Annotated in this window: 21 protein-coding genes; 6 read left to right on the top strand and 15 right to left on the bottom strand. The window is 66.5% G+C overall.

Annotation, left to right across the window (positions count from 1 at the left end):
* Positions 1–10 precede the first annotated feature (10 nt).
* Positions 11–1,315 (top strand): xylose isomerase, encoded by a 1,305-nt coding sequence (gene xylA / locus VK682_RS08160; RefSeq protein WP_230795449.1) that lies wholly within the window; start codon positions 11–13, stop codon positions 1,313–1,315.
* 38 nt (positions 1,316–1,353) lie between these two features.
* On the opposite strand, the gene VK682_RS08155 is transcribed toward xylA, so the two are convergent.
* The 6 genes from VK682_RS08155 to VK682_RS08130 form a co-directional block, all read right to left on the bottom strand.
* On the bottom strand, positions 1,354–2,301 hold the full coding sequence (locus VK682_RS08155) for an ABC transporter substrate-binding protein (RefSeq protein WP_089849245.1): 948 nt from the start codon (positions 2,299–2,301) through the stop codon (positions 1,354–1,356).
* A gap of 38 nt (positions 2,302–2,339) precedes the next feature.
* Positions 2,340–3,335 (bottom strand): ABC transporter permease, encoded by a 996-nt coding sequence (locus tag VK682_RS08150; RefSeq protein WP_230795811.1) that lies wholly within the window; start codon positions 3,333–3,335, stop codon positions 2,340–2,342.
* Positions 3,336–3,342: 7 nt separating this feature from the next.
* Positions 3,343–4,884 carry a sugar ABC transporter ATP-binding protein gene (locus VK682_RS08145; RefSeq protein WP_230795810.1) on the bottom strand — a complete coding sequence of 514 codons (1,542 nt, stop codon included), beginning with the start codon at positions 4,882–4,884 and terminating at the stop codon, positions 3,343–3,345.
* A gap of 5 nt (positions 4,885–4,889) precedes the next feature.
* Positions 4,890–6,035, bottom strand: coding sequence for a Gfo/Idh/MocA family protein (locus tag VK682_RS08140; protein ID WP_230795448.1), 1,146 nt, complete (start codon positions 6,033–6,035; stop codon positions 4,890–4,892).
* Positions 6,032–7,090 (bottom strand): sugar phosphate isomerase/epimerase family protein, encoded by a 1,059-nt coding sequence (locus tag VK682_RS08135; protein ID WP_230795447.1) that lies wholly within the window; start codon positions 7,088–7,090, stop codon positions 6,032–6,034. The genes VK682_RS08140 and VK682_RS08135 overlap by 4 nt, the downstream gene beginning before the upstream one ends.
* A gap of 439 nt (positions 7,091–7,529) precedes the next feature.
* Positions 7,530–8,222: a LysR family transcriptional regulator gene (locus VK682_RS08130; RefSeq protein WP_324781645.1), complete on the bottom strand. Its 693-nt coding sequence runs from the start codon at positions 8,220–8,222 to the stop codon at positions 7,530–7,532.
* Between the two features lie 95 nt (positions 8,223–8,317).
* Here VK682_RS08130 and VK682_RS08125 point away from each other — a divergent pair, with 95 nt between their 5' ends.
* Positions 8,318–9,025, top strand: coding sequence for an HAD-IA family hydrolase (locus tag VK682_RS08125; RefSeq protein ID WP_230795445.1), 708 nt, complete (start codon positions 8,318–8,320; stop codon positions 9,023–9,025).
* 3 nt (positions 9,026–9,028) lie between these two features.
* Here the strand turns inward: VK682_RS08125 and VK682_RS08120 are convergent, their stop codons facing one another.
* From VK682_RS08120 to VK682_RS08095, 6 genes are all read right to left on the bottom strand, one after another.
* Complete coding sequence (locus VK682_RS08120; RefSeq protein WP_230795444.1) at positions 9,029–9,919, bottom strand: 2-hydroxyacid dehydrogenase; 891 nt, start codon at positions 9,917–9,919, stop codon at positions 9,029–9,031.
* Positions 9,909–11,585, bottom strand: coding sequence for a nickel ABC transporter ATP-binding protein NikE (nikE, locus tag VK682_RS08115; RefSeq protein ID WP_324781644.1), 1,677 nt, complete (start codon positions 11,583–11,585; stop codon positions 9,909–9,911). The genes VK682_RS08120 and nikE overlap by 11 nt, the downstream gene beginning before the upstream one ends.
* Before the next feature lie 3 nt (positions 11,586–11,588).
* The gene (locus VK682_RS08110; protein ID WP_089849264.1) at positions 11,589–12,422 is read right to left on the bottom strand and encodes an ABC transporter permease; all 834 of its coding nucleotides are present in this window, start codon (positions 12,420–12,422) and stop codon (positions 11,589–11,591) included.
* Between the two features lie 10 nt (positions 12,423–12,432).
* A complete protein-coding gene (locus tag VK682_RS08105; RefSeq protein ID WP_230795442.1) occupies positions 12,433–13,443 on the bottom strand; it encodes an ABC transporter permease in 1,011 nt (336 codons plus the stop codon).
* Positions 13,444–13,449: 6 nt separating this feature from the next.
* Entirely contained in the window at positions 13,450–15,006 is a 1,557-nt protein-coding gene (locus tag VK682_RS08100; protein WP_324781643.1) for an ABC transporter substrate-binding protein, read from the bottom strand.
* Between the two features lie 84 nt (positions 15,007–15,090).
* The gene (locus tag VK682_RS08095) at positions 15,091–16,386 is read right to left on the bottom strand and encodes an LLM class flavin-dependent oxidoreductase (protein ID WP_230795440.1); all 1,296 of its coding nucleotides are present in this window, start codon (positions 16,384–16,386) and stop codon (positions 15,091–15,093) included.
* 286 nt (positions 16,387–16,672) lie between these two features.
* Here VK682_RS08095 and VK682_RS08090 point away from each other — a divergent pair, with 286 nt between their 5' ends.
* The 4 genes from VK682_RS08090 (at position 16,673) to VK682_RS08075 (ending at position 20,306) form a co-directional block, all read left to right on the top strand.
* Positions 16,673–17,380: a GntR family transcriptional regulator gene (locus tag VK682_RS08090; RefSeq protein ID WP_089849273.1), complete on the top strand. Its 708-nt coding sequence runs from the start codon at positions 16,673–16,675 to the stop codon at positions 17,378–17,380.
* Positions 17,377–18,675, top strand: coding sequence for an NAD(P)/FAD-dependent oxidoreductase (locus tag VK682_RS08085; RefSeq protein ID WP_230795439.1), 1,299 nt, complete (start codon positions 17,377–17,379; stop codon positions 18,673–18,675). The genes VK682_RS08090 and VK682_RS08085 overlap by 4 nt, the downstream gene beginning before the upstream one ends.
* Positions 18,676–18,794: 119 nt before the next feature.
* Positions 18,795–19,211, top strand: a complete 417-nt coding sequence (locus tag VK682_RS08080; protein ID WP_089849277.1) for a ribbon-helix-helix domain-containing protein — start codon at positions 18,795–18,797, stop codon at positions 19,209–19,211.
* Between the two features lie 24 nt (positions 19,212–19,235).
* The gene (locus VK682_RS08075; protein ID WP_230795438.1) at positions 19,236–20,306 is read left to right on the top strand and encodes an extracellular catalytic domain type 1 short-chain-length polyhydroxyalkanoate depolymerase; all 1,071 of its coding nucleotides are present in this window, start codon (positions 19,236–19,238) and stop codon (positions 20,304–20,306) included.
* Positions 20,307–20,352: 46 nt separating this feature from the next.
* On the opposite strand, the gene VK682_RS08070 is transcribed toward VK682_RS08075, so the two are convergent.
* The 3 genes from VK682_RS08070 to VK682_RS08060 form a co-directional block, all read right to left on the bottom strand.
* The gene (locus VK682_RS08070; RefSeq protein ID WP_324781642.1) at positions 20,353–22,323 is read right to left on the bottom strand and encodes a calcium-binding protein; all 1,971 of its coding nucleotides are present in this window, start codon (positions 22,321–22,323) and stop codon (positions 20,353–20,355) included.
* 116 nt (positions 22,324–22,439) lie between these two features.
* Positions 22,440–23,180 (bottom strand): helix-turn-helix transcriptional regulator, encoded by a 741-nt coding sequence (locus VK682_RS08065; protein WP_230795434.1) that lies wholly within the window; start codon positions 23,178–23,180, stop codon positions 22,440–22,442.
* 307 nt (positions 23,181–23,487) lie between these two features.
* Positions 23,488–23,882: electron transfer flavoprotein subunit alpha/FixB family protein (locus tag VK682_RS08060; RefSeq protein WP_324781641.1), on the bottom strand; the 395-nt coding region annotated here is incomplete at its 5' end.

Genomic DNA, 23,882 nt, shown 5'->3' with positions numbered 1-23,882 from the left:
CGAGACAACCATGACAGACTTTTTCAACGGCATTCCTGCGATCCGCTACGAAGGCCCCGACAGCGACAATGACTTCGCCTTCCGCCATTACGACCCCGAAGAGGTGGTGATGGGCAAGACGATGAAGGAGCATCTGCGCTTCTCTGTGGCCTATTGGCACAGCTTCGCATGGGTGGGCGGGGATCCCTTCGGCGGGCAGACCTTCGAGCGCCCGTGGTTCGGCGACGGCATGGCCAAGGCCAAGCTCAAGGCCGATGTCGCCTTCGAGATGTTCCAGATCCTTGGCGCGCCCTATTTCGCCTTCCACGACGCCGATGCGCGCCCCGAAGGCGACAGCTTTGCCGAAAACACCCGCAACCTGCGCGAGATCACCGATTACATGCAGGGCAAGATGGAGGCCACGGGCACCAAGCTGCTCTGGGGCACGGCGAACCTGTTCACCCATCGCCGGTACATGGCTGGGGCCGCGACCAATCCCGATCCTGATGTCTATGCCTTTGCCGCAGCGACGGTGAAGACCTGCCTTGACGCGACCCACCAGCTGGGCGGCGAGAACTATGTGCTCTGGGGCGGGCGCGAGGGCTACGAGACCCTGCTCAACACCGATATGGGCCGCGAACGCCAGCAGGCGGGACGGTTCCTGACGCAGGCGGTGGAGTATGCGCGCAAGATCGGCTTCAAGGGCGCCATCCTGATCGAGCCCAAGCCGCAGGAGCCCACCAAGCACCAGTATGATTACGACGTGGCCACCGTCTATGGCTTCCTCAAGCAGTTCGGGCTTGAGAAAGAGGTGAAGCTCAATGTCGAGCAGGGCCATGCCATCCTCGCCGGTCACAGCTTCGAGCATGAGCTGGCGCTGGCGCGCGAGCTGGGCATCCTTGGCTCCATCGACATGAACCGCAACGACTACCAGTCCGGCTGGGACACCGACCAGTTCCCGAACAACGTGCCGGAAACCGCGCTGGCCTATTACGAAGTGCTGCGCGCGGGCGGCTTCAGCACCGGCGGCACCAACTTTGACTCCAAGCTGCGGCGGCAGTCGCTGGATGCCGAGGATCTGATCCTTGGCCATGTCGGCGGCATGGACACCTGCGCGGCAGGGCTGAAGGCGGCGGCGAAGATGCTGGAAGAAGGCAAGCTCGAAGCGGCGCGCGACGCGCGCTATGCGGGCTGGGACAGCGCAGAAGCGCAGGCGATGCTGACCACGCAGGGCTTTGACGAGATCACCGCCCGGGTCGAAGCAGAGGGGATCAATCCGCAGCCCCGGTCGGGGCGGCAGGAGCGGCTCGAAAACCTCGTGAACCGCTACCTCTGAAAAAACTGCGGCGGCCCCGAAGGGCCGCCGCGCTCCGTTCAGAACGGGCTGTCGGGGAAGTAATACTCTGCGGCGTTTTCCGGCGTCACCAGTTCGGATCCGATGGTGAAGGTTCCGGCCACCGGCGCGCTCGACACCTGGCCCACCACGGTCAGTTCGATCGCGGTGGCGATCATCGCGGGCGGATAGGTGACGTTGGCGGGGATCATCGGATCATTGTCCCGGGTCCGCGCGATCATCTCCTTCATGCCGGCGCCGCCCAGCACGAACTGGACATCGTCCCGGCCCGCTGCCTCGATCGCGGCAAGCACACCCACCGCCATGTCGTCATCCGAGGCCCAGACCGCATCGATCTCGGGGAAGCGCGACAGGAAATCCTGCATGACGGTGAAGCTGTCATCGCGGTTCCAGTTGCCATGCTCCATGCCAAGAACCTCGATGTTCTTGCCCTCGATCGCGGCCTCGAAGCCTTCGACGCGCATGTTGTCGATGGTGGTGGGGATCCCGCGCAGCGCGACGATCTTGCCACCCTCGGGCAGGGCAGAGGCCATGAATTCGCCCGAAACCCGGCCAAAGCCCGCGTTGTCGCCCGCCACATACAGATCCTCGATGCCGTCCACCGACAGGCCGCGGTCGACCACGGTGATCCAGACGCCGCTTTCGGCCACGGCCTGCACCGGCCCGGTCAGCGGTTCGGATTCAAAGGGCAGCACCACCAGCGCGTCGATGCCGCGCGTGGCCACCATGTCCTCGATGTCGGACACCTGCTCTGCCGGGTCGGAGGCGGTGGCCAGCACCAGATCGACCTGCGGATAGACCTCCTCCAGCCGTTCGATGGCCTGCTGCGCATGAAAGTTCATGCCGCCCGCCCAGCCATGGGTGGCCGCCGGAATCGACACCCCCACGGTGATGTCCTGCGCCATGGCCGGGGCGGCCAGCGCCGTCAGCACGCCCGCAGCCAGCGCTGTCCTGATTGTGATGCCCATTGGTTCCTCCACTGATGATGATGAGGTGGCCCGCTCCCTCAGGCCGACCTGCCTTCGCGCTGCAAGATCACAGCGAGAATGATGATGACCCCTTGGATCGCGCCGTTGAGATAGGGCGAAACAAGATCGGTCAGGTTCAGGATGTTCTCGATCAGCCCGAGGATCAGCACCCCCAGCACGGTGCCCCAGACCCGGCCAAAGCCGCCCTTGAGCACGGTGCCGCCGATGATGACCGCCGCAATCGCCTCCAGCTCCCACAGCACGCCGGTGGAGGCGGAGGCCGAGCCGAGGCGCGGCACATACATGATGGTGGCGATGCCGACCAGCAGGCCCAGCATGGCATAGGTGATAAGCCGCACCCGGCCCACGCGCACGTTGGAATAATGCGCCACATGCTCGTTGCTGCCGGTGGCGGCGCAGTGCCGCCCGAACACGCCGCGGCTCATCAGGATTTCGCCCACGATCACCACCAGCGCAAAGACGATCATCGGCCATGTCATGCCAAGGATGCCGTCAAAATAGATGGGCCGGATATAGGTGCGCAGGCCGAAATCCAGCGACAGCGTGCCGCCATCGGCAAGCCATGTGACAAGGCTGCGATAGATGCCCATGGTGCCCAGCGTCACGATGAACGCCTCGATCCCCAGCGTCGTGACCATGAAGCCGTTGAGCAGCCCCGCCACCAGCCCCGCCAGCAGCGCCACCGCCATGCCCAGAAGCACGATGGGCACGCCCGGCCCCAGCGCGGGCAGGGCCGCGTTCATCACAAGGATCATCAGCCCCGCGATAAAGGCGGCCATGGCCCCCACCGACAGGTCAAGCCCGCCCGCCGTGATCACGAAGGTCATGCCGACCGCGATGATGCCGATGAAGGCAGAGCGTGACAGCACGTTGGTCAGGTTCGCCGCACTCAGGAAATTGGAGTTGAGCGCGGCCCCCACCAGCACAAGGATCACCAGCGCAAGGATCGGCCCCAGCACCGTCATCGGGGGCAGGCGGGTCCGCGCCTTCGACCCCTGTTCCGCATCCGTCATCGCCATGTCAGGCCTCCTCCCGCCGGGCCGCACCGGCACCGGCGCTGTCCCGCGCCGCTGCCGGTCCGGCCCCGATCCCCATTGCAAGCCGCACGATCGCCTCCTCGCTGACCGCAGGCCCCTCCAGCACGCCCGCAAGCCTGCCGCGCCGCATCACCGCCACCCGGTCCGACAGGCCGATCACCTCCTGCATCTCGGACGAGACCATGATGATAGCATGGCCCTGCGCCGCAAGATCGCGCAGAAACGCGTAAATCTGCTGTTTCGTGCCGATGTCGATGCCGCGCGTCGGTTCGTCCACCACAAGGATGCGCGGTTCTGACAGCATGGTCTTGGCCAGCAGCAGCTTCTGCTGGTTGCCCCCCGACAGGTTGCCCGCCCGCACCCGCCGGTCGCCCGCGCGGATGTCAAAGGTGGTGATCGCCTCGTCCAGCGCGCGTTCCTCGGCGGCGGTGTCGACAAAGACCCGCCCGAATTTCCACAGCGCCTGCAGCGTCAGGTTCTCGCGCAGGCCCTTGTCCAGCAGCAGCCCGCGCAGCTTGCGATCCTCGGTCAGATAACACAGCCCGTGGGCCAGCGCGTCGGCGGGCCTGCGGATGCTGACCGGCTTGCCCTCGATCTCCAGCGCCGTCATGCGCGCGGGCCGCAGCCCGCACATGCCCTCCATCGCCTCGGTGCGGCCCGCGCCGATAAGCCCGGCAAGCCCGAGGATCTCGCCCCTTCGCAGAACCAGATCCAGCGCCTCGACATGGCCCGGCACCTCCAGCCCCGAAAGGCGCAGCACCACCTCCTGCGGCGGGGTGGCCGGGCGGGGCGGATAGAGCACCGACACGTCGCGCCCGACCATGCGGGTCGCCATCTCGTCCTCGCTGATGTCCGCCGTGGGGCCGCTATGCACCACGGCGCCGTCGCGCATGACGGTGACCCGGTCAGAGATGCGGCGCACCTCGTCGAGCTTGTGCGAGGTGAACAGGATCGCGGCCCCGGCGGCGCGCAGCACGCGGACCTGTTCGAACAGCACCTCCGCCTCGGTATGGGTGAGCACCGCCGTCGGCTCGTCCATCACCAGCACCCGCGCGCGTCGCGACAGCGCCTTGGCGATCTCGACCATCTGCTTGTCGGAGTTCGACAGCGTCGACACCCGCGCCCCCGGTGACACGGCGCAGCCCAGCCGGTCCAGCAGGGCTTGGGTCTCGCGCGTCATGGCGGCGCGGTCGGCCAGCAGCCCGCGCCGCAGTTCCCGCCCCAGAAACACGTTCTGTTCGACGGTCAGCTGTTCGGCGAGGTTGAATTCCTGATGGATCATCACGATCCCCGCCTCTTCGCCCTCGTGCAGACTGGCGAGCCGGGTCACCTGACCGTCGATCAGGATGTCGCCCTCGCTGGGGGGCTGGTAGCCCGCCATGATCTTCATGGTGGTGGACTTGCCCGCCCCGTTTTCGCCGATCAGCGCATGGACCTCTCCGGGATGCAGCGCGATGTCGACCCCGTGCAGCACCTCCACGGGGCCGAAGCTGCGCCGGATCCCGCGCAGGGCAAGAACCGGCACAGCCGTCACAGCGCGGTCCAGGCCGCGTCGCGCCGAGACGAGGCGACGCAGGCGGCGATGAAGCGCATTCCGGCCATGCCATCCTCGATGCCGGGCAGCAGCCCGCGCGCGGTGTCGCGGTCGGTGCCCTGCTGGACGGCGCGGATCGCCTCCGCCGCTTCGGAATAAAGCGTGGCAAAGGCTTCAAGATAGCCTTCGGGATGGCCCGCCGGGATGCGGCTGACCGCCGTGCCTGCCGGATGCGCGCCGCTGCCATTGCGGCGGATCAGCCGCGTCGGCTCGCCATGGGGGGTATGCCACAGCGCGTTCGGCTGTTCCTGCGCCCATTCCAGCCCGCCCCGGTCACCATAGATCCGCAGCCGCAGCCCGTTTTCATTGCCCGGCGCCACCTGACTGGACCAGAGCATGCCGCGCGCGCCACCCGCAAAGCGCAGCAGCACATGGGCGTTGTCATCCAGCTGTCGCCCCGGGCCGAAGCTTTGCAGATCGGCGGCAAGGCTTTCGGCGGCAAGGCCCGTCACGAAACAGGCAAGGTTATAGGCATGGGTGCCAATGTCGCCCACCGATCCGCCCGCGCCAGAGCGGGCAGGGTCGGTGCGCCATTCGGCCTGCTTGTTGTCACCCGCCTGTTCCACCGGATCGGTCAGCCAGTCCTGCGGATATTCGACCTGCACCACCCGGATCTGGCCCACGTCCCCCTCGGCCACCATGGCGCGGGCCTGCCGCACCATCGGATAGCCGGTGTAGTTATGGGTCAGGATGAACAGCGCGCCAGAAGCCGCGACGGCCTGCGCCATCGCCTCGGCTTCCTCATCCGTGGCGGTCAGCGGCTTGTCGCAGATCACATGGATCCCCGCCTCCAGAAAGGCCCGCGCCGCCGGGTAATGCATGTGGTTCGGGGTGACGATCGCCACCGCCTCGATCCCGTCGGGGCGCGCGGCCTCGGCCTTGGCCATTTCGGCGAAGCTGCCATAGCAGCGGTCGGGATCAAGCCCCAGCTCCGCGCCGCTTGCCTTCGATTTCGCAGGCGTGGAGGACAGCGCCCCCGCCACAAGATCGAACCGCCCGTCGAGCCGCGCCGCGATCCGGTGCACGCCCCCGATGAAGGCGCCGCTGCCGCCGCCCACCATGCCCAGTCTGATCCGTGTCATCGGTCGATCCCCAGCATCCGGCGGTTGGCCGCGTCATCGGTGCCACCTGCCGCAAAATCGTCAAAGGCATGTGGCGTGACGCGGATGATGTGATCGCGCACAAAGGCCGCACCTTCGCGTGCGCCATCCTCGGGATGCTTGAGCGCACATTCCCATTCCACCACGGCCCAGCCGTCAAAGTCATTGGCGGCCATCTTCGAGAAGACCGCGCCAAAATCCACCTGCCCGTCACCAAGGCTGCGGAACCGGCCCGCGCGGTTGACCCAGGACTGGAAGCCGCCATAGACGCCCTGCCGACCGGTCGGGTTCAGCTCGGCATCCTTGACGTGGAACATGCGGATGCGTTCGGCGTAGATGTCGATATTGTCAAGGTAATCAAGGCACTGCAGCACGTAATGCGAGGGATCGTAAAGCATGTTGCAGCGCGGGTGGTTGCCGACACGCTCAAGGAACATCTCGAAGCTGATGCCGTCATGCAGATCCTCGCCCGGGTGGATCTCGTAGCAGAGGTCAATCCCCATCTCTTCGGCATGGTCAAGGATCGGACGCCAGCGCGCCGCAAGCTCGTCAAACGCCGCCTCGACCAGCCCGGCAGGGCGCTGCGGCCACGGATAGACATAAGGCCATGCCAGCGCGCCGGAAAAGCTCGCCTGCGCGGTCAGACCCATGTTGCGCGAGGCGGTCAGCGCCTTGCGCACCTGATCCACCGCCCATTCCTGCCGTGCCTTGGGGTTGTTGTGGACGCTGGCGGGCGCAAACCCGTCAAAGGCCACGTCGTAAGCCGGATGCACCGCCACAAGCTGCCCCTGCAGGTGGGTCGACAGTTCGGTGACGGTGATGCCGTTTTCGGCGGCGCGGCCCTTGAATTCATCGCAATAGTCGCGGCTTTCGGCGGCGCGGTCCAGATCGATCAGCCGCCCGTCCCAGCTTGGCACCTGCACGCCTTTGTAGCCGCAGTCGGCGGCCCAGCGGGTGATGTCTTCCCAGCTGTTGAACGGCGCCTCGTCGCCCGCGAACTGCGCCAGAAACAGCGCGGGTCCCTTGATCGTCTTCATGATGCCTCCCCTCGTTCCATCTCTTCGTGGCGGCGCCGGTCGTCCCGGTGCCCGCCATACGTCGATCATCGCCTCGCACACCCGCGACATGGCTTGCGCCATGCGTCTTCCTCCGGTGCGGCAGGCCTCCCGATTGATAGGCTATGAGGTATGTTGACTTACGTCAATCATCCATCGCATCGCCGCCCTGCAAGACGCCCCTTCCGGGGGGCGCGGCCTGCGCCGCAAGGGCCGGGCGCGGGTGGCGCAGGGCCCCGATCCCCAGCGCGGGAAAGATCCCGTCCAGCCGCGCCAGATCCGCATGCAGTTCCGCCGTGATCCACGCCGCAAGCAGATCCGCCGTGGCGCGGCGTTCCGGCGGCGCGCGGTTGAGCAGGTAGCAGTCGCGCGCGCCCAGCGTCAGCGCGTCGGCGCAGGGCAGCAGATGCCCCTCGCACAGTCAGTGCGCCACGATGTTGATCCATCCGTCCGCCACGCCCTGGCCGATCATCGCCCCCTGCAGCACGATGGCATAATCGGGAAAGCTCAGGCTGGGGTCGGCCCGCGCCACCGTGCCAGCGGCCTCCAGCAGCAGGCGCGGCACCTCGCCGCGCCGGGCCTGATCGACAAGCGCCGGAATGCAGACCGGCACATGCGCCTCCTGCATCACGAAACAGGCCGCACCGGGGTCGGCGGTCAGATAGCGCATGGCCAGATCAACCTCATCGGGCGGGCCATCCACCGGGCCGGGGATCATCTGGAACCGCAGATCCACCTGAGGGAACGCCGCATGCAGACGGTCGATCCGGGGCATCAGCCAATGCGCGGTAAAGGCGGTGGAGACGGACAGGGTGATCGGGATCTTGCCGCCCCCGCGCCGGGCCAGCGCGTCAAGCTCTGCGCCGATCTCGGCAAAGGCGCCAGAGACGACATGGCGCAGCCGCAGCCCCTCTGCCGTCAGCCGCGCGCCGGTCTTGCCGCGCCGGAACAGCGCGGTGCCCAGATGCGCCTCCAGCGTGGCGATGGTGCGGCTGACGGCGGGCTGGGTGACGTTCAGTTCCGCCGCCGCGCGCGAAAAATTCTCGTGCCGCGCCGCCGCTTCGAACACGAACAGCGCATGAGAGGAGGGCAGCTTGCGGCGAAGTCCGGTCATGATGTTAGGTTATGAATGGCCCAAGCATTTGTCCATTGGCGAAACCGGCCCCCCGGCGCAGGATCGGCCAGAGCCTGTCCGCAAGGGAGCCGATCATGGACCTGACCCGTTTCAAACTTCTGAGCTTCGACATCGTCGGCACCTGCATCGATTTCGAACGCGGCGTGCTGGACGGCATCCGCGCCTTCGGCGGGGCCAAGGCCGCCCGCTGCGACGACGACACCATCTTTGCCGCCTATGTAGAGGCGCGCGACCGCCACCATGGCCGCACCAGCGAGGCGTTTGGCGATGTCTACCGCCATGTGGCCGCGCTGCTGGATCTGGATGCGACGGAGGCGGCGGCCACCGGGTTTCAGGCAGCCATCCTGCGCCTGCCGGTCTTTCCGGATTCGGTCGAAGCGCTGGCCCGGCTGCGCCGTCATTACCGGCTGGTGGCGATGACCAATGCCGACCGCGTCGCCTATAGCTCCTATGCCCACAGCTTGGGTCTGCCATTCCACGACGCGGTGACCTGCGACGAGGCGCTCTGCGCCAAGCCCGATCCGCGGTTCTTTGATTACACCCGGGGCCGCCAGTCCGCCTTTGGCTTCACGCAGGACGAAACCCTGCATGTGGCGCAAAGCCAGCACCATGACATCGGCGTGGCCAAATCGCTGGGCTACAAGACCTGCTGGGTCGAGCGGCGCCATGGCCAGCAGGGCTTTGGCGGCACGCCCACGCCTGCCACCGTGACCACGCCCGACCTGCATGTGACCTCGCTCGCCGATCTGGCCGACCGGGTCGACGCGGCCTTTGCCCGGTAGCGCCTAGCCGATCTTCGCCAGCGCCTTCTGCAGCAGCGCCCGTGCGGCATCGCGGGTCTTGAACCCGGCATGGGCACTGAGCACAAGGTTGGGACAGCCGAGCAGCGGCGAGCCGGGCGGCAGCGGCTCTGTCTCGAACACGTCGAGCCCGGCCTGCGCCAGATGCCCGGAGCGGAGCGCCGCAATCAGCGCCGTCTCGTCCACCAGCGCGCCCCGCGCGGTGTTGACGAAGATCGCGCCCGGCTTCATCGCCGCAAAGGCCTCCTGCCCCAGCAGGCCACGGGTCTGCGGCGTCAGCGCCAGATGCAGCGAGATCACGTCGGACCCGGACAGAACCTCCGGCAGCGGCATCTGGAAGCCGCGCCAGTCTTCGGCAATCTCGGATCGGTTCCAGATCGCCAGATCCATGCCAAGCGCGCGCCCGATCCGCGCCATTTCCGCCCCGATGCCGCCGAAGCCGATCAGCCCCAGCCGACGGCCCTGCAGCAGCATGCCCTCGCGCGGGTTCCACTGGCCCGCGCGCAGGTCACGGTCCATCTGCGTCACCCGCCGCGCGCAGTCGAGCATCAGCGCCAGCGCCATTTCTGCCACCGACCGGTCGCCATAGCCGCTGACCGTATCCACGGTGATGCCCCGCGCCGCCGCCGCTTCAAGGTCGATATAGGAACTGGCGCCGGTGCCCAGAAAGACGATCCTGCGCAGCGCGGGCAGGCGGGCCAGCAGCCCGGCCCCCATGCTTGTATGGCCGTTGAGGATCACCTCGGCCTCCTGGGCCAGCGCCACCAGCGCCTCCTCGTCGGGATCGCCCACATGCACCGAGATACGCGGATCCGGCGGCAGTTCGGCCAGCAGGTCGGCCATCATCTCCGAGGCGTCGATATAGTTAATCCGCATGCCCACGCTCCGTGCCCGTTCCGCCGTAACCGGCCTGTCCAAAGTTCCGCCCGCCCAAGGAATAGTCCAGCGTTTCCAGCAATGTGCGGGTGTAGTCGCTGGACGGGCTGTCAAAGACCCGCTCGGTCGGTCCCAGTTCCAGAAGCCTGCCGTGATAAAGCACGGCGATGCGGTCGCACATGTAGCGCGCCACTTCGAGGTCATGGGTGATGAACACCATCGACAGCTGCTTTTCGCGCTGGATGTCGCGGAACAGATCCAGCACCCCGGCGCGCACCGACACGTCAAGCTTGGACACCGCCTCGTCCGCCACGATCAGCGCGGGATCAAGCGCCACGGCGCGGGCGATGGCGACGCGCTGCAGCTGCCCGCCCGAGAGTTCATGCGGAAACCGCTCGCCATGCTCCGGCGCCAGTTGCACCCTTTCCAGCAGCGCGGCGGTCCGGGCCACGATCTCGCGCGAGGAGGTCACGCCCGCAGCCCGCAGCGCCTCGGCCAGCGAGTCCTTCATCAGCTTGCGCGGGTTGAACGACCCGCCGGGATCCTGAAACACCATCTGCAGCTCCCGCCGGACCGGACGCAGCGCCCGGTCCGAGGCGCGGGTGATGTCCTCGCCGCGAAACAGCAGCGTGCCGCCGCTGGGACGATAAAGCCGCAGCAGCGCGCGCCCCAGCGTGGTCTTGCCAGAGCCGGATTCGCCGACAAGGCCGATCACCTCTCCCTGCCGGATGTCTAGCGTGATGTCGTCAAGCGCGCGGAAGGCGGGGCGCGGCCCGGATGGCGGAAACACCAGCGACAGGTTGCGGATCTGCATCAGCGGCGGCTTGTCCCGCCCGGGCTCGCCCCGGGGGGCGGCGGGGCTGGCCAGCTTGCGCGCCGTGGCGATCAGCAGCTTGGTGTAATCGTGCTGCGGATCGTCGAACAGCCGCTGCGCCTCGGCCACCTCCAGCACTTCGCCCTCCCGCATCACCGCGATCCGGTCACATAGCGAGGCGGCCACCGCCATGTCATGGGTGACAAAGATCATGCCCGCGTTCAGCCGCCGCTGGATCTGCTTGAACAGCGTCAGGATCTGATGTTCGACCACCTTGTCGAGATTGGTGGTGGGCTCGTCGGCAACGATCAGATCGGGTTCCAGCGCCAGAACCAGCGCAATCAGCGCCCGCTGCAGCATGCCGCCCGACAGCTGATGCGGATAGAGATCCACCGATTCCTCGGCGCGGCGGATGCCAACCTCCTGCATCAGCGCCACGGCGCGGGCGCGGTAATCGCCGGCGGGCTGCACGCCACCTGCCGCCGTTTCGGCGCGTTTCATCACCTGCCGGAAATGCCAGCCGATGCGCTTGGCCGGGTTGAACGAGCCCACCGGATCCTGAAAGATCATCGCCATCCGCACGCCGCGCAGCGCGCCAAACGCGGTCTCGTCAAGGTCGTGCAGCGGTGTGCCGTCAAACAGCATCGCCTCCTGCGCGACCTGCGCCGTGTCGGGCAGCAGCCGCAGCAGCGCCATGCCGGTCATTGTCTTGCCGGAGCCGGATTCCCCGATGATCCCCAGCGTCTCGCCCCGCTGCAGATGCAGGTCGACGCCGTGCAGAACCTCCTTGCGATAGGCGCCACGGCCAAAGCCCACGCGCAGGCCCTTGATGTCGAGCAGGGGAACAGACATGGCTCAGGCCCTTTCGCGCAGCTTGGGGTCGGTCAGATCCCGCAGCCCGTCGCCCAGAAGGTTGATCCCCAGCAGGGCCACGGAAATGGCCATGCCGCTCATGGTCAGCACCCATGGCGCGCGCGAGAAATATTCCCGCCCGTCGGACATGATGCCGCCCAGCGACGGGGTGGGGGGCTGCACGCCCAGCCCGATGAAGCTGAGCCCGGCTTCCAGAATGATCGCAAAGGCCAGCCCCACCGAGGCCTGCACGAGGATCGGCGCCGAGATGTTGGGCAGGATTTCGGTCAGCATGATCGCCGAAGGGCGGCGGCCCATCAGGCGCGAGGCCTGAATGAACGGCTCTTCGCGGATCAGCAGCGTGGTGTTGCGGGCGATGCGGGCAAAGATCGGCAGATAGACCAGCGCGATCGCGGCGATGATGTTCACCGAAGAAAAGCCGAACAGCACCATCAGCAGCATGGCAAGGATGAAGCTGGGGAAGGCAAAGAGCAGATCCATGATCCGCATCAGCACGCCATCGGTCCAGCCAAGGTGATAGCCCGACAGGATCCCGATCCACGAACCCAGCACCGCCGCCACAAGGATGGCCGCGAAGCTGATGGTCAGCGACACCCGCCCCCCCAGCAGCACGCGCGACAGCACGTCGCGCCCGAAACTGTCTGTGCCAAAGGGGTGGGCAAGGCTTGGCGGGGCAAGGATGGCCATAAAATCCATGTCCTCGGGGCCATAGGGGATCAGCGCCGGGCCGATCAGCACCGCCAAGGCCACGATCAGCACGATAAGCAGGCCGACCATGCCGGTGCGGTTCTGCATGAAACGGCGGAAAGAGGTCATGCGGGGGCTTTCATCTCACGGTCTGTTTGGGATCGAGCAGGGCGCAGATCATGTCGACGGCGATGTTGACCACCAGCACGATGACAAGGAACACCACGGTGCAGGCCTGCAGCACGGTATAATCGCGGGCAAAGGCGCCATCGACCATCAGCGAGCCGATGCCGGGAATGCCGAAAATCCGCTCCACCACCACCACGCCGCCAAGGATATAGCGGATCTGCAGCCCCACGATGGTCAGATAGGGCACCATCGCGTTGCGCAGCGCAAAATGCAGAATCACGAACGGGCGCGGCAGCCCGAAGGAGCGCGCGGCGGTGACATAGGGCTTTGACAGGGTCTCGATCAGCACCGCGCGCAGGGTGCGGGCAAAGACCGCCGCCATCGGCGCGGCAATGGCGAGCGCGGGCAGGAACGCCGCGTGCAGCGCCCCCAGCAGGCTGTCGCCGGGCGCCACGTAGCCAAAGGCCGGAAACAGCCCCAGCCCCAGCGACAGGCCGAAGATCAGCACATAGCTCATCCAGAAATCCGGCATGGAGATGCCGAAGACCGCGATGGAGGTGGCGATGGTGTCGGTGGCCTTGCCCCGGTTGAGCGCGGCAAGCGTGCCCAGCACCAGCGACAGCACCACGGCAAGAAACAGCGCGAAAAGCCCCACAAAAACGGTCGCGGGCAGCTTCTGCAGTACCAGTTCGCCCACGGGCATGCCGCGCGCCACCGCCAGCGACTGGCCCAGATCGCCCTGGAAGAAGCCAAGGAGCCAGCGCAGATACTGCGCCATCAGCGGCGCATCGAGCCCGTATTCGGCGCGAAAGGCCGCGATGGCTTCGGGGGTCGCCTGTTCGCCAAGTGCGGCCAGCGCCGGATCACCCGGCGCCGCCTGAATGGTAAAGAACACCGCCGCGGTTCCCGCCAGCAGCACCAGCCCCCCGCTCAGCAGCCGCTTGAGAAGATAAAGCGCGACGGGCCCCCAGCGGTCGCTGAGGCTGGGGGCCTTTGGCTGCGTGCCAAGCAGGTCGGACATGCCTGCTTAGCCCAGCTTCATGCTGCGGAACTGGTCGGCGAAATTGGAATAGGGTCTTTGCACGAACCCCTCCAGATCGGCGCGCAACAGATTGTGGATGTTGGAGCAGAAGCAGGGGATCACCGCCATCTCCTCCATCGCGATGGCCTCGGCCTTCTTGTAGAAGTCCGGGCGCTTGGCCGGATCGGTCTCGGCAAGGCCCTGCGCCGCCAGCGCGTCTACCTCGGGGTTGGAATAGCCCTGAAAATTGCGCCAGCCGGTGGTGGTCAGGATGTCGCCCACATATTCGTCGGCATCGACCATCCCCAGCCATCCCCAGACGCCCGCTTCGAAATCGCCGGATTTCTGCCGCGCATAGGCAGTGTTGGCATCGGTGACCTCGACCGTCAGTTTGGTGCCAAGCGTCTGGTTGACCTGTGCCACAAAGATCTCGGCAAACCGTTTCCACCAGCCGCCGGACCATGTGATCACGCCGATCTCGATCTCCTCGGGCTTGTATTTGGCCTTGGCCATCTCTGCCTTGGCTGCCTCTGGATCATAGCTCATGTAGGGGCGCGGCTCTTCGGAATAATAGGCTGCAAGCTGCGGCGGCAGCAGCCCCTGCGCCGTCACGCCTTCGCCAAAGATCACCGCCTGCACCATCGCTTCGCGCTGGAAGGCCATGGAGAAGGCGCGGCGGACATGGATGTCGTCGAAAGGCGCCTTTCTGAGATTGACCGAAATGAAGCGGGTGTTGAGCCCGGGCTGGCGCAGCACCTTGATGGCATCGTCCTTCATCAGCACCGACACGTCGGCGGCGGGGGCGGTCGAGGTCATGTCGATCTGCCCGCCCTGCAGCGCCGTCACGCCAGAGGCTTCCTCGGCGATCAGCGGCACCTCGATGGTCTCGAAGGTCGGCGCGCCCTCGAAATACTCGGGATGCGCGGTCAGGGTCAGCCCCTCGCCGGAGCGCCAGTCGGTGACCTTGTAGGCGCCGGTGCCCACCGGCATGCGCGAATAGGCCTCTTCGCCCATGGACTCGAACGCCGCCTTGGAGATGATCTGCGTGCCGGTGCGCGCATTGGTGAGGAACGTCAGCAGCGGCGCATAGGGACCGTCGGTCAGGATGCGCAGGGTCAGCGGATCCACCACCTCGACCGATTTGACCTTGGCCAGCTTGCCCGCATTCGGCGAGGCGGTCTCTGCCGCCATCACCCGGTCGAAGGTGAATTTGACATCTTCGGCGGTCAGTTCGCTGCCGTCGTGGAATTTCACCCCCGGTTTCAGCGTGAATTCATAGCCGCCCCCCTCCAGCGGCGTCACCGTCTCGGCAAGGTCGGGCACGATGTTCATCTCGTCGTCAAAGGTCATGAGCCCGTTGAACACGCCCCAGATGACGTAGAATTCGGGGATCAGCGACGCCTTGGCGGGGTCAAGCGAGTTGATGACGTTGTAGCCGGTGATCGCGGCGGTCAGCGTGGTCGACTGCGCCAGTGCGGCGCGGGGCGACAGCGAAAAGGATCCGGCGAGGGGCAGGGCGCTGATGCCCTGCAACACGCGGCGGCGCGAGATCTGGTTGGTCATGGCAGGTTCCCTGTTGGTTGCTGGCCCTTGCGGCCTTTTTTGATGGTGGTGCTGCCGGGGGACGCGCCTCCGGCGGGTCGGGCCTCAGCCGAGGCCGAGGTTCTGGCGCAGCGTGGCCCCTTCGTAGTCCGTGCGAAACAGCCCGCGCCTGCGCAGTTCGGGCAAGATGAAACGGCTCATGTCCGCCATGCCCTGCGGCAGGATCGGCGGACAGATGTTGAACCCGTCCGCCGCGCCGGTCTCGAACCAGTGCTGCAGATCGTCCACGACGGTTTCGGCGGTGCCGATGATGTAGCGCCCGGTAAAACCCGCCGCGGCGCTTTCATAAAGCTGGCGGATGGTCAGGTTTTCGGCCTTCGCCTTGGCCAGAAGCCCGCTGCCGATGGTGATCCGGCCCTCGAACAGATGTTCGGGCAGCGGCCCGTCAAGGTCATGGCCGGAGAGGTCGCCGCAGAAGGTGTAAAGGATGTTGAGCCCGGCCAGCGGGTCGATCAGCGCCTGAAGCTCGTCAAACCGCGCCTGCGCTTCGGCCTGCGTGGCGCCGGTATAGATGGTGATGCCGGGCATGATCAGCGGCGCGTTGTCCAGGCGCGCGAATTCGGCGGCGCGCGCCTTCAGATCGGCATAAAACGCCCGCGCCTCCTCTACCGTCTGCGACACGGAATAGACCACATCGGCATGTTCGGCGGCGATGTCGCGGCCCTGGTTCGACGCCCCCGCCTGCACGATCAGCGGACGGCCCTGCGGCGTGCGGCATGAATTGAGCGGGCCGCGCACCTGAAAATGCGGGCCGCGATGGTCCAGCACATGCAGCTTTTCCGGATCGTAGAACTGGCCGCTGGCCTTGTCATGGGTGAAGGCGTCCGCGTCCCAGCTGTTCCACAGCCCCTTCACCACCTCGACAAATTCGGCGGCGCGGCCATAACGCGCCTCGCGCGGCAGGTTCTCGGTGCGGTTGAAATTCAGTGCCTCCTGATCCGACCAAGACGTGACCACGTTCCAGCCCGCGCGCCCGCCAGAGATATGGTCCAGCGAGGCGTATTTGCGCGCGATGTGAAAGGGTTCGTTATAGGTGGTGGAGGCGGTGGCCACGAGCCCGATGTGATCGGTGCTGGCCGCCAGCGCCGCCAGCAGGGTCAGCGGTTCAAGCTCGGCATTGCGCATGTCATGGCTCAGCGCGCCCTCGGGCTGGTCGGTGCCGCGCACGGCAACGCCATCGGCGAAAAAGATCATGTCCAGCTTTTCGGCTTCGGCAGCGCGGGCGATGTCGCGATAGCTGCGAAAATCGACGTTGCAGCCGGGCACGTAATCGGGATGGCGCCACGCGGCGACGTGGTAGCCGTGATACCGCATCGAAAGACCAAGACGCATCTTCTTCATGGGGCCGTGTCCTTGCGTGCCGAGTCGGGCGACTCGCATTTCAGTATACGGAATGTGGCCTGAGGAAAGCCGGTCTGCCAATCAAAAAATGCGCTGCACCGGGGCGGAGGATCATTTTCGCCGCGCAAAGGGCGCTTTCTGACCGGGTTTAGGCACGCAAAACACAACAAGGCACGGGAATTCCTCTCAACAGCCCGCAGAATGAAAATTGGGCAGGTACCGACTCCTGCGTTGACCTTTTGGATTTTATGTATACTGAAATTGCGCAGCACCGCAGGAGAGACCCATGCCGGGACCACCCGACATCCCGCCTTCCGCCCCCGATGCGCCCGCTGCGGGCGACGGGCTCAGCCGGGGTGAAGCCGTCTATCAGGGCCTGAAATCGGGCATCCTGCACCACCGGTTCCGGATGGGCGATCCGCTGCGCGAGGAAGACGTGGCCAGCTGGTTCGGGGCCAGCCGCGCGCCCGCGCGCGACGCGCTGAAACGGCTTGAAACCGAAGGTCTGGTGGAGCGGATCGGGCGCAAATACGCGGTGCGCAATTACAGCTACGACGAAATTCTGGTGACCTACCGCATGCGCGCGGCGCTGGAGCATCTGTCGGTGGAATTCGCCATCCTGCGCGCCGATGATGCCGGGATCGCGGCGCTTGGCGCCGAGCTTGCCGCGCAGAAGGCGGTGCTGGGCAATGCCAGCCGGGGCGAGTTTTCCGATCTGGATGCGCGGTTCCATCTCGCGCTGGCGCGGCTGTCGGGCAATGACATGCTGCTGCGCGAAACCGAGACGATCATCAACCGCGCCCGGCTGATCCGGTCCAACGAGCTGGACAAGGACAACGGCCCGCAGGCGGCCTATGCCGATCACTGCCGCATCCATGCCGCGCTGCTGCGCCGCGACGCGGACACCGCCAAGGCCGAACTCAACTACCATTACGCCACCACCGTGCGCCTGCACGAGACGCGGTCGGCGGATGCGCTTGGAGCACGCTCATGAGGTATCAGTCCGACTGCCTTGCCCGCTTTCCGTCCTACTGGCTGGACACCGCCGAAGAGCCGGATCCCGCCACGCCGCTTGACGGCGATGCGCGCTGCGATGTGGCCATCGTCGGCGCAGGCTATACCGGGCTTGCCTGCGCCGTGGGTCTGGCGGAACAGGGGCTGGACGTGCGCGTGCTGGAGGGCGGCTTTGTCGGCTGGGGCGGATCGGGGCGCAATTCCGGATCGGTGATCCGCGGCTTCAAATCCAGCCGCAGCGATCTGGTGCGCGCCTTCGGGGAAACGCGGGGCAGGGCCATGGCGGGGTTCGGCGACCGGACCGCGGCCTCGGTCTATGACATGGTCGACCGCTTCGGCATCGCCTGCGACCTGCGCCGCACCGGCTGGCTGCTGCCCGCGCATAACGCCGCGGGGCTCGCGCGGACCAAGGAACGGCATCGCAGCTGGACCGCCGACGGCACCACCGGGCTGGAGCTGCTGGACCGCGACGCGGTGGCGCGGATGCTGGGTTCGGACGCCTATGTCGGCGGCATGATCGACCATGCCTGCGGCGCGCTGCATCCGCTGTCCTATGCGCGCGGCCTTGCCCGTGGCGCCATCAGCCTTGGCGCCAAGATCCATGGCGAGACGGAGGTGCTGTCGGTGACCCGGCAGGGCGGGCTTTGGGATCTGCGCACGACCCGGGGCACGGTGCGCGCCGACCGGGTGCTGATCGCGGCCAATGCCTATGTCGAGGGGCTGGAACCCCGGGTGGAGCGGTCGATTGCGACCATCCACACCCACATGATCGCCACCGACCCGCTGCCCGTCGATCTGGCCGCGCGCATCCTGCCGGGGCAGCAGACCGCCTCCGACAGCCGCCGCATCCTGTATTACTGGCACCGCGAGCGCGACAACCGCATCCTGTTCGGCACGCGCGGGCTGCTTCACGGGCCGCGGAGTGCTGCCGATTTCGACCATGTCCACCGCTCGCTGCTCAGCATCTATCCGCAGCTTGCCGGGGTGGGGATCAGCCATCGCTGGGCGGGCCGGGTCGCGATGACCAAGGATTTCCTGCCGCATATCGACGAACCCGAACCCGGTCTCTGGGCCGCCTATGGCTATTGCGGGCGCGGCGTGGCGATGGCCACCAGCTATGGCGGCCTGCTGGCGCGCGCCATGCTGTCCGGGGCGGGGCTCGACGGGATCGAGGTGCCGCGCGGCCCGGCGCCGCGCCTGCCGGGGGGCGCGCTGAAATCACTAGGCATCGTGGGGGCGACCCAGCTTTACAAGCTGCTGGACCTGCTGGACTGACCGCCCCCTCCGGCCAGCGCCGCCGCGCCGGACGCAGGGTCACGCCCGGGATCGCCGGTCCGGGGCTTGCATGCACGCATTTACCATCCATATACCATCCATACAGATGGAGAACCAAGATGGGCAGCGTCAGCCAGATCCGCGACAGACATCCTGACAGCGAAAAACTCACCCTCAATCTGGGGTTTGTCGATCTTGGCCGTATCGACCTGCTGGTGCAGGAGGGCTTCTACTCGAACCGCAGCGATTTTATCCGCACCGCGATCCGCCGGCAGCTCGACAGCCATGGCGGGGTGGTGGAGCGGTCCATCGAACGGCACAGCATGGAACTTGGCCTGCGCGACATCAGCCGCGCCGAGCTGGAGCAGGCCCGCGACGCTGGCGAGGTGCTGCATATCAAGGTCGTGGGCCTTGCCCGCATCAGCCCCGATGTCACGCCCGAACTTGCCCGGGCCACCATCGGCGCGATCACCGTTCTCGGCACCCTTCAGGCGCCCGCGGACATCAAGAAGGCCTTGGCTGATCGTATCGGCTGACGGCTCCTCAGAAGGACGGACCAGATGACAGACTTTACCGCAGGCGCCGGGCGCCGGGCGATCCATGGCGCGCGCGCCGCGCGGCGCGACGCCGCCACCGATCTTGTCACCCGCACGCTGGCGCGGCACGGGCTTGCCTCGGGGCTTGGCAGCGGGGCCAGCCCGCAGACGCTGTCCAGCCCGCTGGCCGACATGGTCGCCCGGTTCCAGCAGACCGGCCGCCCCGCCAGCCCCGCCGCAGCCCTGCCCGATGGCGCAAGCTTTGCCGAAGGCAGCTTCACCTGTGCGGCGGGCACGCGGCGCTATCGCAGCTATGTGCCCGCCTCGGCGCGGGACGGGGTCACCGGCCTTGTGGTGATGCTGCATGGCTGCACCCAGACGCCAGAGGATTTCGCCGCTGGCACCGGCATGAACGCGCTGGCCGAAACCCATGGCTTTGTCGTGATCTACCCGCAGCAGTCGCGGGGGGATAACGCGCAGTCCTGCTGGAACTGGTTCAGCCGGGGGGACCAGCGGCGCGACCGGGGCGAGCCTGCGATCCTTGCCGGTCTGACCCGCGAGGCGATCGCCCGGCATGGCGTGCCGCAGAGCCGGGTGTTTGTGGCGGGGCTGTCCGCCGGGGCGGCGATGGCGATGATCCTTGGCGCGGGCTATCCGGATCTGTTCCACGGGGTCGGCGCGCATTCCGGCCTGCCGGTTGGCGCGGCCAAGGACGTGCCGCAGGCATTTGCAGCCATGGCCGGGCAGGGGGGTACTGCCGATCCGGTCAGGACCCTTCCGCGCACCATCGTGTTTCATGGCAGCGCCGACAGCACCGTGCATCCCTCCAACGGCGACCGCATCGAACAGCAGGCGCTGGACGGCGGGGCGGGCCAGAGCCTGCAGAGCGAAGACCGGGGCACCGCCAATGGCCGCGCCTTCCTGCGCCGCGTCACCTCTGACAGCAGCGGGGCGGATGCGGTGGAATACTGGCGGATCGAGGGGCTGGGCCATGCGTGGTCCGGCGGCGATGCCGCGGGCAGCTATGCCGATCCGCAGGGCCCCGATGCCAGCGCCGAGATGGTCCGCTTTTTCTTTGCGGGCCCCGCGGCATAACCCGCAGCGGCGAAGTCCTTGCCGGATCCCGGCAAGGACGCAGCGCTCAGAACAGCAGAAAATCCTCGCTGGTCAGCGCAAGCAGATCCCGAGTCACCGTGGCGAAATGCACCGCCGCCGCCGCCCCGGTCCCGTCGCTGTCATAGAACAGCTTGCCGGTGTCGGTCTCGTGGATCACGCGGTGCTGCGCCTCCGTGGCCCGGCCCGACGCGTTCTGCGCAAAGGCGTCCTCGCTCAGCACGCCCCGGGGCAGCCCGGCAAAGACCGAGGCCTTGAGCTGGATGACATCCTGCGCCACGTCGAAATCGGTGATGCGGTCCACATTGCCCGCACCGGGTGTGGTGTTGAACACAAAGGCATCCTGCCCCGCGCCGCCGGTCAGCGTGTCATTGCCCTCGCCGCCTTTCAGGACATTGGCACCGGAATTGCCGGTCAGCTTGTTGGCGCGTGTATTGCCGGTGGCATTGATGTCGCCCGTCCCGATCAGGATCAGGTGTTCAAGATTGGCCCCCAAAGCGAACCCCACCGAGGCGCGCACCGTATCAATCCCGCCCCCGGCTTTTTCGACGATCCGGTCGCCGCCGTCGATCACATAGGTGTCATCTCCGGCACCCCCCACCAGCGTGTCATTGCCGCCGCCACCTTTCAGTACATTCGCCCCGGCATTGCCGGTGATGTGATTGGCTGACGCGTTGCCGGTGCCCTTGGTGTCGCCGGTGCCGGTCAGGATCAGATTTTCAACTTCGGGCTGCAGGGTGAAGCTGCCCGCCGCAATGGCCGTGTCCGTCCCTTCGCCCGCATATTCCTCGATCCGGTCAGACTCGGTGACGTGATAGGTGTCATCACCGGTGGAGCCGAAAAGGTAATCCGCCCCCTTGCCACCATCCAGTACATCGGCATGGGCGCCGCCATAGATCCAGTCCCGGCCTTCGCCGCCAAAGGCGGTCAGCACCGACTGGGAAGGCCCGCCGACAATGACATCATTGCCCGCGCCGCCACGAATGGTGTGCTGAAACGGCGCGACAGGCGGGACAGAGGCGTAATAGCCGTAAGTCAGATAAATGACGTCATCGCCACTGCCCAGCGTGATCTCGGCATCCATGAATTCGCCCAGATAGATCTGGTCATCGCCGGATCCGGCATCAAGTTCCAGAAACCCGGGCAGCAGGTAGCTGTCATCGTAGAAAAGCTGCGCCAGATCGTTGCCGCCCGCCAGATCAAGGATCAGGGTGCCCGCGCTCAGTTCCGTGGCATTGACCAGATCCGCCTGATCGGTCAGCAGCAGTTCGACCGTTTCATCGGCGCCAAAGATGCCACCCAGACCGCCGTCGCCATCGCCCTGACTGGCCAGTCCTGTCCGCCCGAAACTGTCCTGCGTATAGCTCAGGAAATCGCCATAGGTCAGGCTGGATCCGGCGCTTGGCGTATATTCCATGACAAAGCCCGGAGTCTGCGGCGCTGTCGGTTGTCCGTCCGCGGTCAGGCCAGTGTTCCAGTCCACATATTCGATGCGGTTCTGAACCACCATTGCCAGAACCGCATCCAGCTGGGCCGCATAATCCGCAGCAGACGCGGCGATATTGGCATCAAACTGCTGCGCGGCCACGTTGGGATCAGCCGCAACCGCCGTATTGTCCCAGACCAGCTGCGGGGCCGCGATGCCAAACAGGCGGAAATAGCCCCAGATGTAATCCGGCCCGCCATAAATGCCGGTGAACTCCGTGCTCTCGTCAAACCGGTCCGGCACATCGTCGCCATAGGCATCCCGGAAATAGACATCGCTGGAATTGCTCTGATCCATCACGCCAAAGCTGACCACGCCGGTGGTGGCCTGAGAGGTGGGGGAGGACACCCACTGCTGATGAAAATCGTCGAAATACGTGTAGGTGCCTGCGGTGACGCCATCCTGATAGAACAGGTTGTTGGCCACCGTGTAGCTTGTGTTCTGGACAAACAGATAACTCAGGTTGGCGTGAACGCCGCTGCTGCTGTTTCGGTAATCGAATACATGCGCCATGCTGTGCTCCGGACTCAAAATCACAGGCGGGCCTGCCGGACCGCGCCTGTTTCAATAAGGAATGCGCCCAGCGAAACACGCAGGCTGCGCCGCCGACAAGGTATCAAGTTTGATAATCAGGGGTGCAGAAGCCCGTCACGGACCGCGATTGCCACCGCCTGTTCCCGCGTCCGCGCCCCAAGCCGAAGCCGGGCGCCCTGCAGGTGTTTCGACACGGTGACCGGCTCTATTCCCATGCGATGCGCAATTTCAGCGCTCTGCAGCCCGCGCGCCAGCCACAGCAGGGTTTCGCGTTCCCGCGCGGGCAGCGGGGACAGCATCTGATACCGGCCCGGCGCCGGGGCCTCCTCCGCCAGCAGATCATCCTCGGGGCGCCAGTAGGCCCCTGCGATGGCGGCAACCGCGCAGAGATGCCGCAGCCCTGCGGGAGAGGTCAGAAGCGCGCTCTGCTCGCTGTCATGGGCATAGAACACGAAGCCGCCGGGCCGCTGCCCGCCATAGACCGGCACCAGACAGGCGTGGCGGATGCCGTGATCGGCCAGCACGCCGCGCAGTTTTTCCCCGGCCACAGCCGGGCCTTGCACCGGGCCGCAGACGACATCCAGATGGTCCGGCGCGGTGGTGCTGGCGCAATGGTGGATCCAGCGGTCCTCGCGATCCGCCTTGGCGCCAAGATAATCCGCGATCAGCCCGGCGGAGGCGGTGGTCCGCACCGACAGCGCATCCAGCGCCTCGCGCCGTCCGGTGCCTGCGGTGAAGGTGGCGAGCCCCGCCTCGGCGAAGATCGCGCGCAGCACTGACCACCGCGCCCGGGGGGTCTGCGCCGCGCGCAGGCGATCATGCAGGTCAAAAGCCATGTCAGCCTGCATCTGCCAGCCCTCCGCGCGCAAAAAGCGGCCCGGGCGCCCGCAGATACCCCATGCGCGCGCCGGTCCCCGTTCTGCCCTAAGGTAGGGTCGCCGCGCAGCGCCGTCAAAACCGTTTGTGCCCCGTCCGTTGTCTGGGGGGCGGCCCCCGAGCAGGGACCGCGTTCGGGCAGATGCCTGCGGGCCGGGTTGTTGGTCTGGTGGCAGGCAATGCGCGTGTAATCAGAGTTATGTATAATTTATGATGACGCCGGTCGCCGCGTCAGCCCGCCGAAGCGGGCCTTCGTTTTGCGGGCGGTCAGACTTTCCGGGTCAGCTCGGGGACCAGCTGGAACAGGTCGCCGACGAGGCCGAAATCGGCGACCTGAAAGATCGGCGCCTCTTCGTCCTTGTTGATCGCCACGATCACCTTGCTGTCCTTCATGCCCGCAAGGTGCTGGATTGCCCCGGAAATCCCGCAGGCGATGTACAGATCCGGCGCCACGACCTTGCCGGTCTGGCCCACCTGCCAGTCATTCGGCGCAAAGCCCGAATCGACCGCGGCGCGGCTGGCGCCCACGGCGGCGCCGAGCTTGTCGGCCAGCGCCTCGATGATGCGGAAATCTTCCTCGGAGCCGACGCCGCGCCCGCCCGAAACCACGATCTTGGCCGAGGTCAGCTCGGGGCGGTCGGATTCCGCCACCTTGTCCTCAA

It is taken from the genome of Salipiger marinus (assembly GCF_035481585.1).
GTDB lineage: Bacteria > Pseudomonadota > Alphaproteobacteria > Rhodobacterales > Rhodobacteraceae > Salipiger > Salipiger marinus.
This window is presented reverse-complemented; position numbering and strand designations above follow the sequence as displayed.

What these genes read in the sequence shown, in the direction of transcription:
- xylA (WP_230795449.1), top strand. Translation starts at nt 11, where the DNA reads ATGACAGACTTTTTCAACGGCATTCCTGCGATCCGCTACGAAGGCCCC.
- VK682_RS08155 (WP_089849245.1), bottom strand. Translation starts at nt 2,301, where the DNA reads ATGGGCATCACAATCAGGACAGCGCTGGCTGCGGGCGTGCTGACGGCG.
- VK682_RS08150 (WP_230795811.1), bottom strand. Translation starts at nt 3,335, where the DNA reads ATGACGGATGCGGAACAGGGGTCGAAGGCGCGGACCCGCCTGCCCCCG.
- VK682_RS08140 (WP_230795448.1), bottom strand. Translation starts at nt 6,035, where the DNA reads ATGACACGGATCAGACTGGGCATGGTGGGCGGCGGCAGCGGCGCCTTC.
- VK682_RS08135 (WP_230795447.1), bottom strand. Translation starts at nt 7,090, where the DNA reads ATGAAGACGATCAAGGGACCCGCGCTGTTTCTGGCGCAGTTCGCGGGC.
- VK682_RS08130 (WP_324781645.1), bottom strand. Translation starts at nt 8,222, where the DNA reads ATGACCGGACTTCGCCGCAAGCTGCCCTCCTCTCATGCGCTGTTCGTG.
- VK682_RS08125 (WP_230795445.1), top strand. Translation starts at nt 8,318, where the DNA reads ATGGACCTGACCCGTTTCAAACTTCTGAGCTTCGACATCGTCGGCACC.
- VK682_RS08120 (WP_230795444.1), bottom strand. Translation starts at nt 9,919, where the DNA reads ATGCGGATTAACTATATCGACGCCTCGGAGATGATGGCCGACCTGCTG.
- nikE (WP_324781644.1), bottom strand. Translation starts at nt 11,585, where the DNA reads ATGTCTGTTCCCCTGCTCGACATCAAGGGCCTGCGCGTGGGCTTTGGC.
- VK682_RS08110 (WP_089849264.1), bottom strand. Translation starts at nt 12,422, where the DNA reads ATGACCTCTTTCCGCCGTTTCATGCAGAACCGCACCGGCATGGTCGGC.
- VK682_RS08105 (WP_230795442.1), bottom strand. Translation starts at nt 13,443, where the DNA reads ATGTCCGACCTGCTTGGCACGCAGCCAAAGGCCCCCAGCCTCAGCGAC.
- VK682_RS08100 (WP_324781643.1), bottom strand. Translation starts at nt 15,006, where the DNA reads ATGACCAACCAGATCTCGCGCCGCCGCGTGTTGCAGGGCATCAGCGCC.
- VK682_RS08095 (WP_230795440.1), bottom strand. Translation starts at nt 16,386, where the DNA reads ATGAAGAAGATGCGTCTTGGTCTTTCGATGCGGTATCACGGCTACCAC.
- VK682_RS08090 (WP_089849273.1), top strand. Translation starts at nt 16,673, where the DNA reads ATGCCGGGACCACCCGACATCCCGCCTTCCGCCCCCGATGCGCCCGCT.
- VK682_RS08085 (WP_230795439.1), top strand. Translation starts at nt 17,377, where the DNA reads ATGAGGTATCAGTCCGACTGCCTTGCCCGCTTTCCGTCCTACTGGCTG.
- VK682_RS08080 (WP_089849277.1), top strand. Translation starts at nt 18,795, where the DNA reads ATGGGCAGCGTCAGCCAGATCCGCGACAGACATCCTGACAGCGAAAAA.
- VK682_RS08075 (WP_230795438.1), top strand. Translation starts at nt 19,236, where the DNA reads ATGACAGACTTTACCGCAGGCGCCGGGCGCCGGGCGATCCATGGCGCG.
- VK682_RS08070 (WP_324781642.1), bottom strand. Translation starts at nt 22,323, where the DNA reads ATGGCGCATGTATTCGATTACCGAAACAGCAGCAGCGGCGTTCACGCC.
- VK682_RS08065 (WP_230795434.1), bottom strand. Translation starts at nt 23,180, where the DNA reads ATGGCTTTTGACCTGCATGATCGCCTGCGCGCGGCGCAGACCCCCCGG.